Genomic DNA, 15,389 nt, shown 5'->3' on the forward strand with positions numbered 1-15,389 from the left:
TGGTCTTTCTGGCGCAGAGCCCACCAGGCTGCCGCTCAACGCGCCCACTTCAAATCAAAAAAGCAACTGTAATGCTAGGGTCTGTACCTAATTAGCAGTTTCTGATTCTCTCGCGTTGAATTGATTCGGCACGGGGGACTTCGGTGCGCAAGGGGCTGTTCTGGCTGAACGACAAGCAGTGGGCTCAGATTGAGCCGCATCTGCCGACGAACCAGACTGGCCCGGCGCGCGATGACGATCGACGCATTATCAGCGGTATCATTCACATGCTTCAGTGCGGCGCACGCTGGCGCGATTGTCCGCCCGACTATGGTCCTTACACGACGATCTACAATCGCTTTAATCGCTGGGCCAAGCGCGGACACTGGCAGGCGATCTTTGAAGCGCTCGCCCGCTGTGGCAAGGATGGCGTCATTTTGTCTATCGACTCCACCTCGATCAAGGCGCATCGCTCGGCGAGCGGCGGAAAAGGGGGGAGCATAAACAGGCGATCGGCCACTCGCGCGGTGGGCGGACCACGAAAATCCACGCGCTGAGCGACCCTGATTGCAGACCTTGCGCATTTCATCTCACTCCAGGCCAGGACGCAGATATTGCCGCCGCGCCGGCCCTTTTGGAACTCGCGCCACCCATGTCTGCCCTCATTGGCGACAAAGGATACGACGGCGACGGCTTTCGCGCCGAAATCGTCGATCGTGGTGCCAAGCCCGTCATTCCAAACAAATCCAACAGGGTCACTCTCCACAGCTTCAGCAAACGCGCCTACAAGGGGCGCAACGTCATCGAGCGCTGTTTTTGCCGCCTCAAGGATTTCAGGCGTGTCGCAACTCGCTACGACAAACTTGCCAGAAACTTCTTGGCTGCCGTCCACCTCGCCGCGATCGTCGCCTATTGGATCAATTGAGTCTGAACCCTAACACTACTTTGGCAGATCGTTGATTTTGCCGTGCTTTATAGGATTCCCGAATCAATTTTTCAATGATTCATAGGTGGTCGGCTCTTGGAGGGCTGACCATGGCGGGATGGGAAGACGAACTCGAACGCTGGCTGATGCCGTTCTTGGACCGGCTGGGTCATAAGACTCGGCAGCGGATGTGTCCGCTGTACGTTGCGGGATTGATCGGTCCTGGCGATCGCAAGAGCGTTCAGCCGATGGCAGAGCGCCTTGCCACGGGCAACTACGACCAGCTGCACCATTTCATTGCGGACGGTGTCTGGGACGCGACGCCGCTGGAGACAGAGCTGCTCAACCAGGCGGACCGACTTGTCGGCGGTAGGGATGCGGTGCTGGTTATTGATGACACCTCACTGCCGAAGAAGGGTGAACGCTCGGTTGGTGTTGCGGCTCAATACGCGTCGGCTCTCGGCAAAACGGCAAATTGCCAAACGCTGGTGTCTTTGACGCTTGCGCGCGGCGAAGTGCCAGTGATGGTCGCGTTACGTCTCTTTCTGCCTGACAGTTGGACAAGCGACGTGTCTCGTTTGAAGCGCGCTCGCGTGCCAGTCGAACACCGAACGCCCCGGTCCAAGCCGGAGATTGCTTTGGCCGAGATTGACCGCGCGATGGCAGCCAACGTGCGCTTTGGATGTGTGCTGGCGGATGCAGGATACGGACTTAGCGCTCCTTTTCGACAAGGGCTGACAGAGCGCGGGCTGGCCTGGGCTGTCGGTGTCCCTCGGCACCTGAAAGTGTATCCGGTCGATGTGAAGCTCATTTGGCCGATTACCAAAGTCCGCGGGAAACCACGAAAGCACCACGTGCCCGATATCTTATCGATTGCGGCAGAACAAATGCTAGCCAGCGCCAAATGGAAAGCCGTGAGTTGGCGCAGCGGAACGAAAGGTCGGCTGAAAGCCCGATTTGCTGCTCTTCGTGTCCGCACCGCCGACGGCCCTCCTCAGCGGATTTGGGATAAGGGTCAGCAGCATCTCCCGGGCGACGAAGCTTGGCTCATTGGCGAGCAACGCGCCTCAGGGGAGAAGAAATACTATCTTGCCAATCTCCCTGCGGCGACGGATCTGCGCACACTAGCCGCCACCATCAAGGCAAGATGGATTTGTGAGCAGGCGCATCAGCAGTTAAAGGAGGAGCTTGGACTTGATCACTTCGAGGGGCGATCATGGCAAGGTCTTCATCGCCACGCCCTGATGACAATGATTGCCTACGCCTTCCTGCAACACCGTCGCCTCGCACACGCGGGGCGGAAAAAAAAGAATCAACGGACCTCCGCCTCAGCCAACCATGCCCGCCGTACGTCACGCCATCGTCGATCTCATCCTTCGGCCGCCGTCTCAACGGTGTCCATACTGCCGAAAAAAATCCTTGAAAAACACTGGCGCAAACAGATTCTGCCAAAGTAGTGCTAAGCTCTGCTGCTTGGCTCTCTCCAGCTTTAAACGCCACGCCGATATCCCGAATATACGGCAGCCGGCGACATTAGCGTCAGTAAGATCGGTGTCTACCAGCTGCGCCCCGCCGAGGTTCGCCCCGCTGACGTTCGACCCGTGGAGGTCCGCCTCGCGGAGGTTCGCCTCAATGAGCTCGGCCCCGCTGAGATTCGCCCCACTGACGTTCGCCTCGACAAGGTTCGCCTGGATGAGGTCCGCTCCGCTGAGGTCCGCTCCGCTGAGGTTCGCGCCGCTGAGGTCGGGACGAATGTCGGGGTGCGCGTCACGCCACGATTCCAGGTAGTCCCCCCTTCTTCAGCAGCGCGATATGCTCGTCGATCGCCAAGAGAGAGCTCCTCCTCGGACTGCTTGCCAGTGTTGCTCGGTGCCAGTGTGAAAACGCCGAGACGATTGGTGGTGATAGAAGAAGTTACGCGTCCAAGATCGTTCTAGCACTCAAACTCGAAAGCGCCCTCAACTAAAGAGCGATTGAAGAATATAGTTCTTGCGGCGGTTCGATCTCCCGCGTTTTCACAGCCAGCGGTCGGGCGCGGTAATGCTATGATTGATCGTAGGAACTTGACCCTCAGATGCTGACGTCTGCCGCCCCTTTTCATTGAGTAGACGCGCAGGCGGATTAGCCGGCGGCAAGCGAGTTTTTACTTGTGACCCGGCTTAGTCCTCGTACTACAATCGACGCGATCTCGTGGATATCGGTGGTGAGGCCCAGCCTTTGGTTCTCCTCTAAACTGAGCCGATTTAGAGCGCATAGTCCGTTCATGCCTAACGATGTGAACGAGGTGCGCAGTCCCGCGTAGTCTACCTGCAAACCTAAGCCGAGGCGCTGTGCTAGGCGATCATAGTCCTCCTGCATCTGGCGCACGTCGGGCTGGCAACGCATCTCCCAGCCAGCATCGAGTTCGTTCTTGCTGTTTGGTTCAGCGATCATGTCAAAGAGAGCTCGGGCAGCGCCTCCGAAGCCGCCAATGATGTAGAGCGGGACTCCCGCGTTTACACTTTCCAACGCTTCCTCGGCGATGCCGGCGTACCGTCCTCGATATCTCGTCGTGCTACCTCCTAGGATGATTCGAACGTCGCTGTCCGTGGCCATCCGTTGTCTCATCAGGGAAAAACAGAGTGCATCGTGCGCCTTTGATCTGTCCGCAGAATCTCCAGGTTGCGGCAAGCACAATATGTCAGCGATTGCGCGCCGACGTTGCAACTGGTCCTGGGACATTTCTCGATAGTTGGGCCACGCCAGATAGCATGCGATATGATCTTGCGGCGCGTGGTTTGATTGATGGTACGCGCGTACGAGAGACTCAAATCTCGCACCGATACCTTGGGGCCGTAAATCCCCGCCCCACAACAGCCTGGCACCCAATAAGATAAGTTGGCAAGCCAAGTCCGTGGCCAAATCGTCCTGGTGCTCCGGTATCAATCCGAGAGTTTTCCAATTATCCGTTTCGGATATCGAAATCGCGACGTTGAGACCAAGCTCCGGATGCATCGAGCGGCTTTGTATCTTGTACTCCAGTTTTTCTGAACTCTTAGCCCGCAGCGCGGACCATTCTGAGAGACTTTGAAATGAAAGCAGCGGATAGCTTTCAGAGAGAAACGATAGCTCCTCTGCCGCTAAAGGCGGGTCAGGGTAGACGACGAGTTGATCGTGTGTGAGATCAGCCGTCGAAGTGACACCATTGCGTTCACGCTCCATGAGATCTGGTGGGTATAGCCTGAATTGTGGAGCGATCCGTTCGCTATCGACAAGCGAATGAAACAGCGCTTCGAGGTGTCGGGTTCTAACAAGTTCTAGAAGTAACGCGCTGACCACTTCTGCCGGATTTTTGGACCAACGCACTACCGGCATATTGCTGAGGAATGGAGATATCCTTGGCGCGAAGCTGCTAAGTGCGTCAAGCACTATAATAGGGCGCTGAAGACGACGAGCTTCAAGAATCTCGAATTGGCACCATCGGCTGTCCAACATGTTATCGGTCCAAACGACCAATACGCAGGACTCATTGATGTACTGCCGGATCGAGTCTTTCACAGGAAAGCCGTGTGGTATGTTGTGCGTATCGAAAAAGCAGGTCAGCTGGGTGTGCTCGTAGATGTAAGTGCGTAGCTCCCGAGCCAATGGCTCACCGCCGGTGTTACTCTCACCGCCGGTCTTGCTATGGCAGAGAAATATTCTCGGTGCAGAGCGCAGAAGCGTGCCGACCTCGGAGGCTTCGGGGGCACGCGCGTCTGCTGTGCGCAACGTAAGTTGGCCGAGTATCGCGTTCAATATCGCTTGGAAGATTCGCTCGTCGCTACTCGCCACAAGCGGATCACGCACTTGGATACAATTAATATCACCAAGCGCTTCGGAAGTTCGCTCGGCGTGCCCGCAGATCGAGACCGGAAGCAGTAGGTCAGTTGGACGAAGGGCGGCTCTAAGATCATCGATGTATCGCCGCCAACCACTGCGAGATTCAAAAAAATGATCGTCAATCAATAGGATTATAACATTCTTCTCTGCGCCATCGAAAGCAGGACTTCCCGGCGCGATGAAGTGGCCGTCTGTTTCGCGGCCACTCCAAATCCTGATGGGAATGCCGGATGGTCGCTGTCCCCGGATCAGGCGTTCATATAGAGCTTTTACAAGCGATTGAGCGGCGCTTGTTGGTTGGCCTTCGAAATCTTGCAAGACGATATGAATTGCGAGTGGGCGCATTGTTGTAGACAGGCCATCTGTAGTCAGCAACAGGGTGTACACCAAAGGTAGAGTGCACCAACCATAGCACGGATGTGCACAATATGTCAGCCGCAGGTCCGGTGGCGTTTCAGTCGCTGGTCGCTCGGGGCTCGCTGGTTCGAGGGAAGTTGCCGTTCGGCTCTCGACATTTTATCGCGTTGGTTGCATCCTGTAGCTTTGAGGGCAGGGAAGAGGAGATGTCGCGGAGGACGTTTTTTCATTTCATTACGTCCCAGACGTTTGGAGAGCATGGAACGTTCGGAATTTCTGGGTCGTAAAGCCGCAAGATGAAATCGATCGCGGATTTTTCGACAGCAGCGTTTTCGAAGCGAAGCAAAAAGAAAGTGATGATGCACTCAAGGCCTTCTTACGCGAAGGCGTTGACAACACGTCAGTGACTTGCGTTCTCACAGGCAGCGAAACATGGAAGCGTCGGTGGGTCAGATACGAGATTGCCCGCAACCTGCTAAAGGGTAACGGCCTGCTTACAGTTTACATTCACGGTGCGAAGAACGCTGCTGGACAAGTTGCTCAGAAGGGCGCAGATCCGCTTGCCCAGATGGGCGTTTACAAGACGGACGCTGGCAAATTTCTGGCGGAATGGAAGGGGGGCAAGTGGGTGAAGTACGACGACTACACTCTTGCGGTACCTAAGAGTAGCCTTTGGTTTAATGCTCCCACCGACTCCAGCGTTGTGCAGCTATCGGATCACTGCATGAGCTATGATTTCATTCAACAGGATGGGCGTAACAACATCGGAGGTTGGATCGAAACAGCGGCGGCCCTGGCGGGGCATTGACTCCGCGGCTCTGCCGCTATCCTGAATGGTGCCTGCCAGACGCGACCGTTAAGATGCTCAGAAAACTCGCGCGGCCGGACCGGAGAAGGCTCGAAAATCGAGGAGCCTAAGAAGTCTTGGGAGGAGCATCAACGGGCGAATTGAAGAAGCGATGAAGATCCGTTCAAAATATGGATGGTGCCTCGTTTGAAACAACGGAGTCGCATTTGAGCCTATATGAGCTTGCCATCATTGGAAGTGTCACTGAGGAGCGTCTGACCAGTCTCAAGCGGACGATAGCTGAGATGATCGGCGACTTCGGTTTGAGATTGGACGCAGACGTGGTGATACACAATGCCGCTTCACTACATAGCCGTGATTTGAAGGCGTCCTTTGTCGGACTTTACTTTGGGGGTGACGCATCTAAAGATCTGGAGGCCATCGACCTCCTTCTCCGATCAAGCGCTCCAATACTCCCAGTCGCTTCATCTGCTGAGTGCTTTCAGGCCGAAATCCCCCCTTGTTTGCACTTCCTCAATGGAGTGTTTCTTCGTGCTGACGACCCACAAATGAGAGAAGTTAGCGCTGCTCTCCTGGAGTGTGTCGGTTTGTTGAGAAAGCAGCGTCGACTTTTTGTCAGCTATCGCCGCGCTGAATCCCGTACTGCCGCAATGCAGTTGCATGATGCGCTTACTTCGCGGGGCTTCGACGTGTTTCTGGATACGCACGATGTCAGGCCAGGAGAACCATTCCAGGATGTTCTTTGGAACCGTCTGTGTGATTCCGATGTTTTAATCATGCTCGACACCCCCAGTTATTTTGAGAGCAAATGGACGAGGCACGAATTGGGACGCGCCCGGGCGAAGGGGATACATATTTTGCGCCTTGTGTGGCCCAATCATATTCCCAACAGGCAGACGGAATTTGCTGACACGATCTATTTAGAGAGAGAGCAAGTGGAGGAGACAGGTCTTACCGAAGGGGTCCTGCACGACATTGCTCTTGCCGTAGAGCGGCTTCGAAGCAAGAGCATTGCCTCTCGGTACATGGCGATCACAGGCAGTTTACGAGCAGACATCGCCCGTATTGGGGCTTCCGTCCTCGGTGTTGGCTCCCACCGTGCTATTTCAATTCAACTGGAGGATCGCAGGCGACTATGGGCCTATCCAGTCGTTGGGGTTCCTACGGCGGAATTGTTGAACGATGTTGCTGACAAAGCGCGTCAAGCGGATCAAAATGGCGTTCCGATTCTCATTTATGACTACGTTGGCTTATCTGAAGCTTGGATCAATCACCTGAGGTGGTTGGATCAGAATATCAAGGTGGTTCGGGCCATTCGATCGGCAGAGGCGCACTGGCAACTGGCTGCATGGGAAGGCTAATATGACAGGAGCTGTTTTTCTTTCAGCGAGTGTCCCCGATCCGAAGCGTGCTCCTGACTTCGCGCGGACAGCAGATCCGGTCGCAATATCCTCAGCCGTTCGAGCACTGGTGCATGTCACTCTGGGTCGCCGGCAACTAGTGTGGGGTGGGCATCCCGCGATTACGCCGATGATTTGGATCATCGCTGAAAGTTTGAGCGTTGACTACAGCCAATGGGTCAAGCTGTATCAGAGCGAATTTTTCAAAGATGAATTCCCGGAAGACAACGCGCGTTTCCACAACGTCACCTATACGACGGTCGTAAAGAGTGATCGGGAGGAGAGCCTGCGTCACATGCGCGAGAGAATGTTCAAAGAGAATGAGTTCGAGGCCGCTGTCTTCATTGGCGGGATGGGTGGGATATTAGACGAGTTTGATCTGTTCACAACCATTCAGCCAAAAGCAAGCGCGGTTCCGATACTCTCGACAGGTGGCGCCACTCTCAATCTCGCATCTCGGCTCAAAGCGCTGCCAGCGGATCTGCGGACTGATCTTGATTACGTCGCTGTCTTTCATCGACATTTGGGAATTCCAGAGTGGGAGCGGCGGTATAGTCACCCAAACGAACAGCCGGCCTCTATGAAGGACAGGAGTTAGAATTGCTGGGCGGCCGCGCACAACACTCGAACGGACCATGCGATACCGGGTCCAAGAGTAGCCTCAGTTAGGAAGCGGTCGAAAGCGGAATCCTTCCGCAGGGTCTTTTGAGATGTGCTGATCGATCACGATGTGGCGGCTTTGACTTCAGATCGAGAGCAAAACACATCGAGAGACAAGAGCCAATCAGCAAGTCCAGGATGCGAATTGCGCTGGCCCGGGCGCCGCTAGTCCGAGGGACGAGATCCTTTCGATGGCTGTCGAACCGAAGCCGGTCAGGAAGAAGCGGAAGCCGAAGCCGCGCGAGCCGGACGTCTACTACGTCGTCGCGATTGAGGATTGGGGGTGGGGCTATTCGTTCAGCCTCAACTCGGATCGGCAGCCTGTCGATCCCTACAACGAATTCCGCCACCTGCAGGTGCGGGGCAGGTTGCTGCACCCGAAGGGTCTGAGGACGGACCGGATCGAGCTGACGTTCCTGCCTTCGAGGGACTTGGAGCAGGAGGAGCGCAAGGCGCTACGGCCGCTGGGCGTCGGGTCGCTCGACGGGTACGGCACCCCAATCACTGGGTTGCTGCCGCTGCCCAGGGATGCGCTGCCTCCGATCCTGCAGATGATGATCGGCGAGCGCTTCAAGTTCGTCGTGATGCACGGCACTAAGTTCAGCCACCGGCGGGCTACGCTCCACGGTTTTCGACTGGAGGTGAAGGTCGATCCCGACGATCTGCCGGAGGGCGTCGAGCTGCCGGACTAGCTCGGTGGCGCACGCGACATGCCGCATGGTAGACAGGTCGCCATGAAATTGCGTATCCCCGCGAAGGCTACCCGGCCCGACGCCAAGAAGCTGGAGCTCTACCGCGGGCGCAAGGCCAGGCGGCTCCATCTCTTCGTTTCGGACGTCGAGCCGCAGTCCAAAAAGATGCGCGAAGGCGACCGCATCAAGTTCCAGGACAGCCTGCTGAAGGACATGGACCGCGGAAGCCGGCAGGCGTTCAAGGGCGACATCGCGCTCGATCTGCGGCTGGCGACGACCCGTCACGATGCGCCCCAGGCGCACACGATCGCCAAAAATCTGCTCGACCTGTTCGGGTCGGCCGATCCGAGCCTCGGCGGCCCAGACCGGAAAGTCCTCTACCATGACGACAGCCAGATCCACGCATTGTCGGTATCATGCAGGCATGGGGAAGACGAGCCGATGATCGCGGTCGATGTGCGTTCGATGAGCGCCTTCCGCGACGATCTCGCTATCGCCGGAATGGCGGACCGCGACGACTATGAGGATGGCCGCGACCGCATCGAGAACATGCGGATCCTTCGCGAGTTTCTCGAGGAGGAAGCGGCCAACAGGGCTGCGCTGGGCGGAGCGAAGTACGAAGCCATGCTGCAGTTCTACCGGTGGAATGCCCAGAACGCCGCGCTCGCCTATGCGAGCGTCACCACCGGCTCGCTCGCTTGGCTGTTCGACGTGCCGCGGCGAGGGATCTTCAATCCTTTCCCCAAGCAATGGGACACCATGTTCCGGAGCGCGCCGCTGCGGATCGAGCTGGGCGAGCTTCCGACGAAGCCGGGCGAGTCGGCGCAGTTCAAGCAGCGCGTGCAGGCGGAAGTCGCCGCGTTCAAGCAGAAGTGGAACTGGCTGATATCGCCCCTGGTCGTGCCGGTCGCGCTGCAGCTCGTGGTCCGACCCGGTCCGGGCATGCCGAAGGGCGTGCTGCACGACCTGGACAACATCGTGCGGGACTATCTGATCCCGCATTTCGTGCCCACGTTCGGCACGGTCAGCGACTTCCGGTGGCTCTTCGAGAGCATGCGCGAAGAAAATCCCGCGACCGCAGACCGCTTGGGGCTGGATCGGATGCCGCCCAAGGGGACCCGGGCCGGGGTGACCCGCTATGAGGCGTGGCGCCTGCCTGCGGCGAAGAAGGGCGCGAAAGGGTTCGTGAGCGCCGCGATCGTGCTCGACGATATCGTGTCCGGAGGTCTGTTCCAGCAGATCGATCGGGAAATCGGCGAATGGGCTGAAAAATTGGATTGATCGCCTGGGCGCTCTGCAAACCGAGCGTCGTCTCGTCGGCGGAAGCGGGCCTGCTAGTGGAAATACGATGCCCGGACGAGCATGGGACGACACGCGTCGCGCGAAGGAATCGAGAATGCGCACCTTGTATCAATATTTTGTCTAACTGACATTGCGCGAGAATCATGTTGTTCGCTTCGCTTCGGAAGGTGGGGATTTGGATGACGTTTCGGAACTTGATGATCTCGTCGAGCGCCGCGATGGCACTGCTCGCGAGCGCAAATATTGCGGACGCAGGTTTTGTCCAGTCGTGGCTGGACTCCAAAGGCGGCTGCCAGCCGGGGCCGCTGCAATTGATGGGCGACGTGCGGCCCGGCGACCGGGCGTTCCTCGGCAGTCCGGCCCAAGATTGGACCGACGAGGACGTGGAGGAGTATCGGACCGTCTACGCGGCCTGTGTCCGACGATTCGCTTCCTTCGCGACCGGGATGGTGAACCCGACTCCGGAAAAGATTGAGGCCCGCGTCGCGGAGGCGGTCGGACGCCTGAAGCGCAATTTCATCGAGCCGGCTCGGGCGCAGGCGAGCGCCGAGAGCGCGAAGATCGAAGCGCGGCGCAAGCTGGCCGAGGAACGGGCGCTGCGCGAACAGGAGCAGCTCGCCAGACAGGCCGAGCGTGACGGTGAGGCGGCGGCGGAGTCCCGCCGGCTGGAGGAAGACCGCGCACGTCGCGACCGCGAGCGGCTTCAGGAGCAGGCGAAGCGCGACCGTGCCGCCGCCGAGGAGGCGCGTCGGCGCGTGGAGGCCGAAGAACCGAAGATCGCGGAGGTGGCGAAGGAGGCCGACGCAGCACGGCGAGAGTGTGAGGCGGCGGAGCAGCGGCTTGCCGAGATCAGGAGCCGGCTCGGCGCCGAGGAGGAAAAGCGCCGCAAGGCCTTCGCCGAAGTGCAAGCCGCGGAAGGCGCTTGGTCGCAGAGGGGCGCGCGCGAAGCCGAGGGCGGAAAACTGGGGATCGTCGCCGGCGACTTCCACCTCCGGTTCAACGAGATGTCCGCTTCCATGAATTTCGATCTGCGCGCCTTGAGCCTGGGCTGCAGTTCCCAAGTGAAGACCGCGTGCAGATTCAAGGTGAACGAGCGAGTCTTCGTGACGACGGCTTCGCAGAATGACGACCCGCTCGCGACCGAAATCACCGTCCTGCACGATCCCGACGGCGCCGTCTCGGTCGCCACGGTGCAGGCCGTAACAACGTTCATGATCGTCGCGCGACTGCTAAATCCCTCAGGCGATCGGCAGAGGCAAGGCGAGATGGTGATCTCATTGCTCAATGGCTTGAAGGATAAGTCAGAAAGCCACGCCAATCTGAACGGAATCCACTATCTGCTGATGAAGAATGCGGCAGGGCTGTTCTTCATAGCCGAACCGGCGGCGACATAGTTCGGCGACGTGCCGGACTGTTTCAGCGAAGGATCTGCGTGAGGTCGTTCGCCAGCTCCGCCGGAGGTTACCCAACTGACGCCCCGAAAGGCAGGCTTGCCCCCGCCAGCGGCTCAGTCAGCCGGCGGTCCGTGCCGTGGTCGGGACCGACTTTCCGGGGGATCCGGGGTTGATGTCGGGCTACCCGTTCAGCGAACATGGCATCGGTGCCACTTTGGTGAGCGGACTGGTCGATGCGGCTGCATCGGTGGAAAAGCTCAAGAAGGACGTCCGTTTTGCCGTCCAAGGGTCGAAACGGTCGCTTCGCTATCGTGACGCGGGCGCGTGCGCCGCGCCGAGTTAAGGCCGGACGCAGAGGTAGCGCGCATGCGGAACGGCGTGACGTCTGCCGACGGAGGGTTGCGAGATGCTCGCCCTTGTTCTGGCTGATGAAGAGACAGCTGCGGCTTGCGGCGGCTGATGGACCCCAAGCGGTCGTGCGGTTTTGTGACCTTCGCGCGTGCGAGGAGAAATGGACCTAAGCACCACGGCGGACAGTTTTCCACAGATTCACTTTTATCCAAAAGATCAATGACTTGGGCTCCAAAAACCTATTGAACTCTCAGGCTGTTTGAAGGACCGTCTGCCATTGGGACGGGTAACTCCATGAACGTCGGTACATTAATCCGGGTGCGGTCGTCGACCTGGAAGGTCACGGGCCATGAGCGGCGGGCGCACGGCAATGTCGTCTCCTGCCGCGGGATGTCCGGCCTTGTGAAGGGCAAGACGGCGCGGTTTGTTGTCGAACTCGAGGACGACTACGCCGTGCTCGACCCAGCGAAGATTGCGCTCGAACGCGACCACTCGGCCGGCTTTCTCGACACCAAGCTGTTCCTGGAGTCGGCATTCAGGTCGACGCCAACCACGACATCGCAGCCACTGACGCTCGGCAAGGCCGCTATCGACGATCTCGCCTTCCAGCATGTCCCGGTAAAAATGGCGCTGGCACAGGACCGGGTGCGGCTGCTGATCGCCGACGACGTCGGTCTGGGTAAGACGCTGGAGGCTGGCCTAATCACCTCCGAGCTGATTCTCAGGGGCCGGGCCGACCGGATATTGGTCGTCACCACCCGCGCCATGCTGGCGCAATTCCAGAAGGAGTTCTGGACCCGCTTCTCGATCCCGCTGTCGCGCCTCGACAGTGCGGCCATCCGGCGGATGCGCAACCAGATCCCCGCGCACTACAACGTGTTCGATCAGTTCGACCGATCGATCGTCTCGATCGACACTCTGAAACAGGACAGCCAGATCCGGGCGGCGATCGAGCAGTCAAGCTGGGACCTGATCATCATCGACGAGGCCCACAACGCCGCCAAGCGAGTCAGGGGCGGCGGCAATCTGAGCCTTCGATCGAAGCTGGCGAAGCTTCTGTCGCGCAAGGCCGACTCGCTGTTGCTGCTGACCGCGACACCGCATGACGGCTCCAGGGAAAGCTTTGCAAGCCTGATCGAGATGCTGGACCCGACGCGGGTCCCCGATCCCGAGAAACTGCATCGCGACGACATCGAGGATCTCGTCATCCGCCGCTTCCGCACTTCTCCTGAAGTGCTGGCGGCGCTCCAGTCGACGATCCCGCCGCGCGAACTTCATCGCCGCGGTTTCCCTTTGAGCGACAAGGAGGAAGCGGCCTACACAATGATCGCCGAGCTCAAGCTCGATCTTGACATGGATGCACCAGCAAGCCGCGCCATCGATCTTTTCCGTACGACCCTTGCGAAAGCGATTTTCTCCAGCCCCGCTGCCTGTCTCGAGACCGTGAGGGGACGGATTGCCCGCATTGAGCGGGGCACAGGCAAAGGCAGCGAAGCCGACAAGCAGAAGCTATCCGATCTGGCCGAACTACTTTCCTCAATCGAACCCAGCGATTTTCGGAAGTACCAGGACTTCCTGCAACTGCTGAAGGACATCAAATGGGCCGGCAAGGACCGGCGCGATCGTCTTGTAGTCTTCTCGGAGCGCATCCGGACGCTCGCATGGCTGGAGGAGCGCCTCACCGCCGATCTTGGCCTCTCGCCTGAGATGATCGGACGCGTCGATGGTGCCAGCGTCGAGGCGGACGCGAAGACACAGCAGGTGCTCGAGGATTTTGGCCAGGAGCGGTCGCCGATTCGCATCCTGCTCGCCTCCGACATGGCCTCCGAAGGTCTCAATCTGCATTTTCAGAGTCATCGGCTGGTCCATTTCGACCTGCCTTGGTCGCTGCTGCGCTTCCAACAGCGCAACGGGCGCGTCGACCGCTATGGTCAGGACCGACCGCCGCAGATCTACTACTTCGTCGGCGAGAGCCGTCATCCAAAAGTGCGCGACATGTGGGTGCTTGAGAAGTTGGTCGAGAAGGACGAGGCGGCCCAGGACGGCGTCGGCGATCCCGCCGTCTTCCTCGGTGCCGGCGACGTCGAGCGCGAGGAGGAGGTCGTCGCCAGGGCCGTCAGCGATGGCAGGGGCGCAGAAACCTTCGCCGCCGAAATGGATCAACGCGCCGCAAATGCATCAAGGGCCAAGACCGTCGACGATGAGTTCGACGCGCTGTTTGGAGACTATCAGGGCGTTGACAGTTCCTTGGCTGTGCCGACAACAAGTGCGTCGGGCGTGGAAATGCCGCCACGACTTTTTCCGGACACGTTCGCCTACGCCGAGGCAATGCTGCAAAGGCTCGCCGAGCCGAACGAGAGGGTCTTCGATACCGCGCCAGACGTCGACCAGACTGCCCGCATTATCAGCCTTCCGATCCCGGGCGACATGATGAGCGACGGCGGACTTGGCTATGGCCGAACCGACCAAGTGGACGACCGCTACATGCCGATCGAAGCCGTCGGCAAGGGCGGCACGGTCGAGCTGTCCGACCGTGCTGAGGTCATAAACACCGCGATCGCGCAGGCTAAGACCGACGAGCGGAGTTGGCCGCACGTCCAGTATCTGTGGGACGGCCATCCGATCCTTGACTGGTTCGGCGATCGCGCGGAGACGTTCTTCCCGGAAATGAGTGCGCCGCTCTGCATTCTGCGTGGCCGCCTTGCCGAGGGCGAGGTCGTCGTCATCCTGCATGGCGCGGTGCCGAATGAACTTGGCGCACCGGTAGTGGACTGCTGGGCGGCGGTGACGCTGCGAAATGGCCGTGTCACCGGCATCGAGCAGGTCAGTGATTTCGTGGCCCGTACGGGCCTTGCAGGAAGCGTCCCGAACAAGGGCAAGCCGGACGTGGAGACCGCGGCCAGGACGCTTGGGCCGGCCGTCGATGCGTTCCAGTCGCACCTCGTCAAGCTGCGCAAGGAGCGCCAGGCCGAGATCGAAACTAGCCTCGACGCTACGCTCGAACGGCTTGCCGGCCTTGAGGTGCGCTTCCGCGCCGATCTCGATTTGAAATTTGCCGATGTCCCTCAGGACGGTTCACAGTTGACCATCCAGCAACGTCGCCAGAAAACCCGGCGCCAGAATCGCGCGGCCGAGATCGACACAATCTTCGCCGACCTCGCGGCCTGGCACTCAAGCCGGCGGCGAATAGTGGATGACCCTAATCCGTTCGTTGCAATCAAGGCCGTGTTCGTTGGGTGAGCAATGGATCTGATCGGAATCGAGAACGAGGCCGAATTCTTCCCGGCTGGCGCACTGTCGGACTCGCTGCAGGACGAGCTGCGCGAGATCGCATCACGCTGGTCCAAGGCTGTCGATGGCGAAAACCCGATCGATCGCCTCGCGGGCTGCTGTGAGCCGTATCTCGTTGCGTTGCGTAAGATCCGCAATGCCACCGATGCCGCCACCGGCACCGAGTGGCGCCAGAAGATCACTTACGCGCTCGTGACGGCGCTCGGCTATAAGTACGATCGAAAGAGCCTGCATACTGCGCTCCGGGGCGAGACCCTTGTCCCGGCGCTGGCGAGCGTTGCTGATGTCGAGGGACGCGATGTCGCTTGGCTGATTGAAGCACCGCTCGTTAGCGTCGATGACGAGAGCACGGACCCGCTGTCGCTGAATTTT

The 15,389-nt window shown here is 59.1% G+C and carries 11 protein-coding genes and 2 pseudogenes; 10 read left to right on the plus strand and 3 right to left on the minus strand.

Translation table 11 applies throughout. The annotated features are described in order from the left end of the window. Window positions 1–143: 143 nt before the first annotated feature. A pseudogene (locus tag SO139_RS25930) lies at window positions 144–904 on the plus strand (IS5 family transposase). Between the two features lie 74 nt (window positions 905–978). After that, window positions 979–2,361 (plus strand): IS701 family transposase, encoded by a 1,383-nt coding sequence (locus SO139_RS25935; RefSeq protein ID WP_498540808.1) that lies wholly within the window; start codon window positions 979–981, stop codon window positions 2,359–2,361. Here the strand turns inward: SO139_RS25935 and SO139_RS25940 are convergent. Together SO139_RS25940 and SO139_RS25945 are read right to left on the minus strand one after the other, a co-directional pair. After that, window positions 2,293–2,688 carry a pentapeptide repeat-containing protein gene (locus SO139_RS25940; protein WP_498540845.1) on the minus strand — a complete coding sequence of 132 codons (396 nt, stop codon included), beginning with the start codon at window positions 2,686–2,688 and terminating at the stop codon, window positions 2,293–2,295. The two genes, SO139_RS25935 and SO139_RS25940, sit on opposite strands and share 69 nt — an antisense overlap. A 337-nt stretch (window positions 2,689–3,025) precedes the next feature. Then, window positions 3,026–5,149 (minus strand): TIR domain-containing protein, encoded by a 2,124-nt coding sequence (locus SO139_RS25945; protein ID WP_498540809.1) that lies wholly within the window; start codon window positions 5,147–5,149, stop codon window positions 3,026–3,028. Window positions 5,150–5,354: 205 nt separating this feature from the next. On the opposite strand from SO139_RS25945, the pseudogene SO139_RS25950 reads away from it, so the two are divergent. From SO139_RS25950 to SO139_RS25985, 8 genes and pseudogenes are all read left to right on the plus strand, one after another. Beyond that, window positions 5,355–5,927, plus strand: a pseudogene (locus SO139_RS25950) (TIR domain-containing protein); the annotation flags it as partial. A gap of 170 nt (window positions 5,928–6,097) precedes the next feature. Continuing rightward, entirely contained in the window at window positions 6,098–7,288 is a 1,191-nt protein-coding gene (gene thcB4 / locus SO139_RS25955; RefSeq protein WP_498540810.1) for a Thoeris type III anti-phage system protein ThcB4, read from the plus strand. Between the two features lies 1 nt (window position 7,289). After that, entirely contained in the window at window positions 7,290–7,925 is a 636-nt protein-coding gene (gene thcA / locus SO139_RS25960; protein WP_498540811.1) for a Thoeris type III anti-phage system protein ThcA, read from the plus strand. Between the two features lie 253 nt (window positions 7,926–8,178). Continuing rightward, entirely contained in the window at window positions 8,179–8,679 is a 501-nt protein-coding gene (locus SO139_RS25965; RefSeq protein ID WP_498540812.1) for a hypothetical protein, read from the plus strand. A 165-nt stretch (window positions 8,680–8,844) separates the two neighbouring features. Continuing rightward, entirely contained in the window at window positions 8,845–9,960 is a 1,116-nt protein-coding gene (locus tag SO139_RS25970) for a hypothetical protein (RefSeq protein ID WP_498540813.1), read from the plus strand. A gap of 239 nt (window positions 9,961–10,199) precedes the next feature. Continuing rightward, window positions 10,200–11,375, plus strand: coding sequence for a hypothetical protein (locus tag SO139_RS25975; RefSeq protein ID WP_498540814.1), 1,176 nt, complete (start codon window positions 10,200–10,202; stop codon window positions 11,373–11,375). 172 nt (window positions 11,376–11,547) lie between these two features. Then, entirely contained in the window at window positions 11,548–11,718 is a 171-nt protein-coding gene (locus SO139_RS25980; RefSeq protein WP_498540815.1) for a hypothetical protein, read from the plus strand. 302 nt (window positions 11,719–12,020) lie between these two features. Then, entirely contained in the window at window positions 12,021–14,966 is a 2,946-nt protein-coding gene (locus SO139_RS25985) for a DEAD/DEAH box helicase (RefSeq protein ID WP_498540816.1), read from the plus strand. 93 nt (window positions 14,967–15,059) lie between these two features. Here SO139_RS25985 and SO139_RS25990 read toward each other — a convergent pair whose 3' ends face one another. Next, window positions 15,060–15,251 carry a hypothetical protein gene (locus SO139_RS25990; protein ID WP_498540817.1) on the minus strand — a complete coding sequence of 64 codons (192 nt, stop codon included), beginning with the start codon at window positions 15,249–15,251 and terminating at the stop codon, window positions 15,060–15,062. Window positions 15,252–15,389: the final 138 nt, after the last annotated feature.

It is taken from the genome of Bradyrhizobium sp. UFLA05-89 (assembly GCF_059803475.1).

Coding starts and splice junctions, on each gene's coding strand:
- SO139_RS25935 (WP_498540808.1), top strand. CDS start 979: ATGATTCATAGGTGGTCGGCTCTTGGAGGGCTGACCATGGCGGGATGG.
- thcB4 (WP_498540810.1), top strand. CDS start 6,098: ATGGATGGTGCCTCGTTTGAAACAACGGAGTCGCATTTGAGCCTATAT.
- thcA (WP_498540811.1), top strand. CDS start 7,290: ATGACAGGAGCTGTTTTTCTTTCAGCGAGTGTCCCCGATCCGAAGCGT.
- SO139_RS25965 (WP_498540812.1), top strand. CDS start 8,179: ATGGCTGTCGAACCGAAGCCGGTCAGGAAGAAGCGGAAGCCGAAGCCG.
- SO139_RS25970 (WP_498540813.1), top strand. CDS start 8,845: ATGCGCGAAGGCGACCGCATCAAGTTCCAGGACAGCCTGCTGAAGGAC.
- SO139_RS25975 (WP_498540814.1), top strand. CDS start 10,200: ATGGCACTGCTCGCGAGCGCAAATATTGCGGACGCAGGTTTTGTCCAG.
- SO139_RS25980 (WP_498540815.1), top strand. CDS start 11,548: ATGTCGGGCTACCCGTTCAGCGAACATGGCATCGGTGCCACTTTGGTG.
- SO139_RS25985 (WP_498540816.1), top strand. CDS start 12,021: ATGAACGTCGGTACATTAATCCGGGTGCGGTCGTCGACCTGGAAGGTC.
- SO139_RS25990 (WP_498540817.1), bottom strand. CDS start 15,251: ATGCAGGCTCTTTCGATCGTACTTATAGCCGAGCGCCGTCACGAGCGC.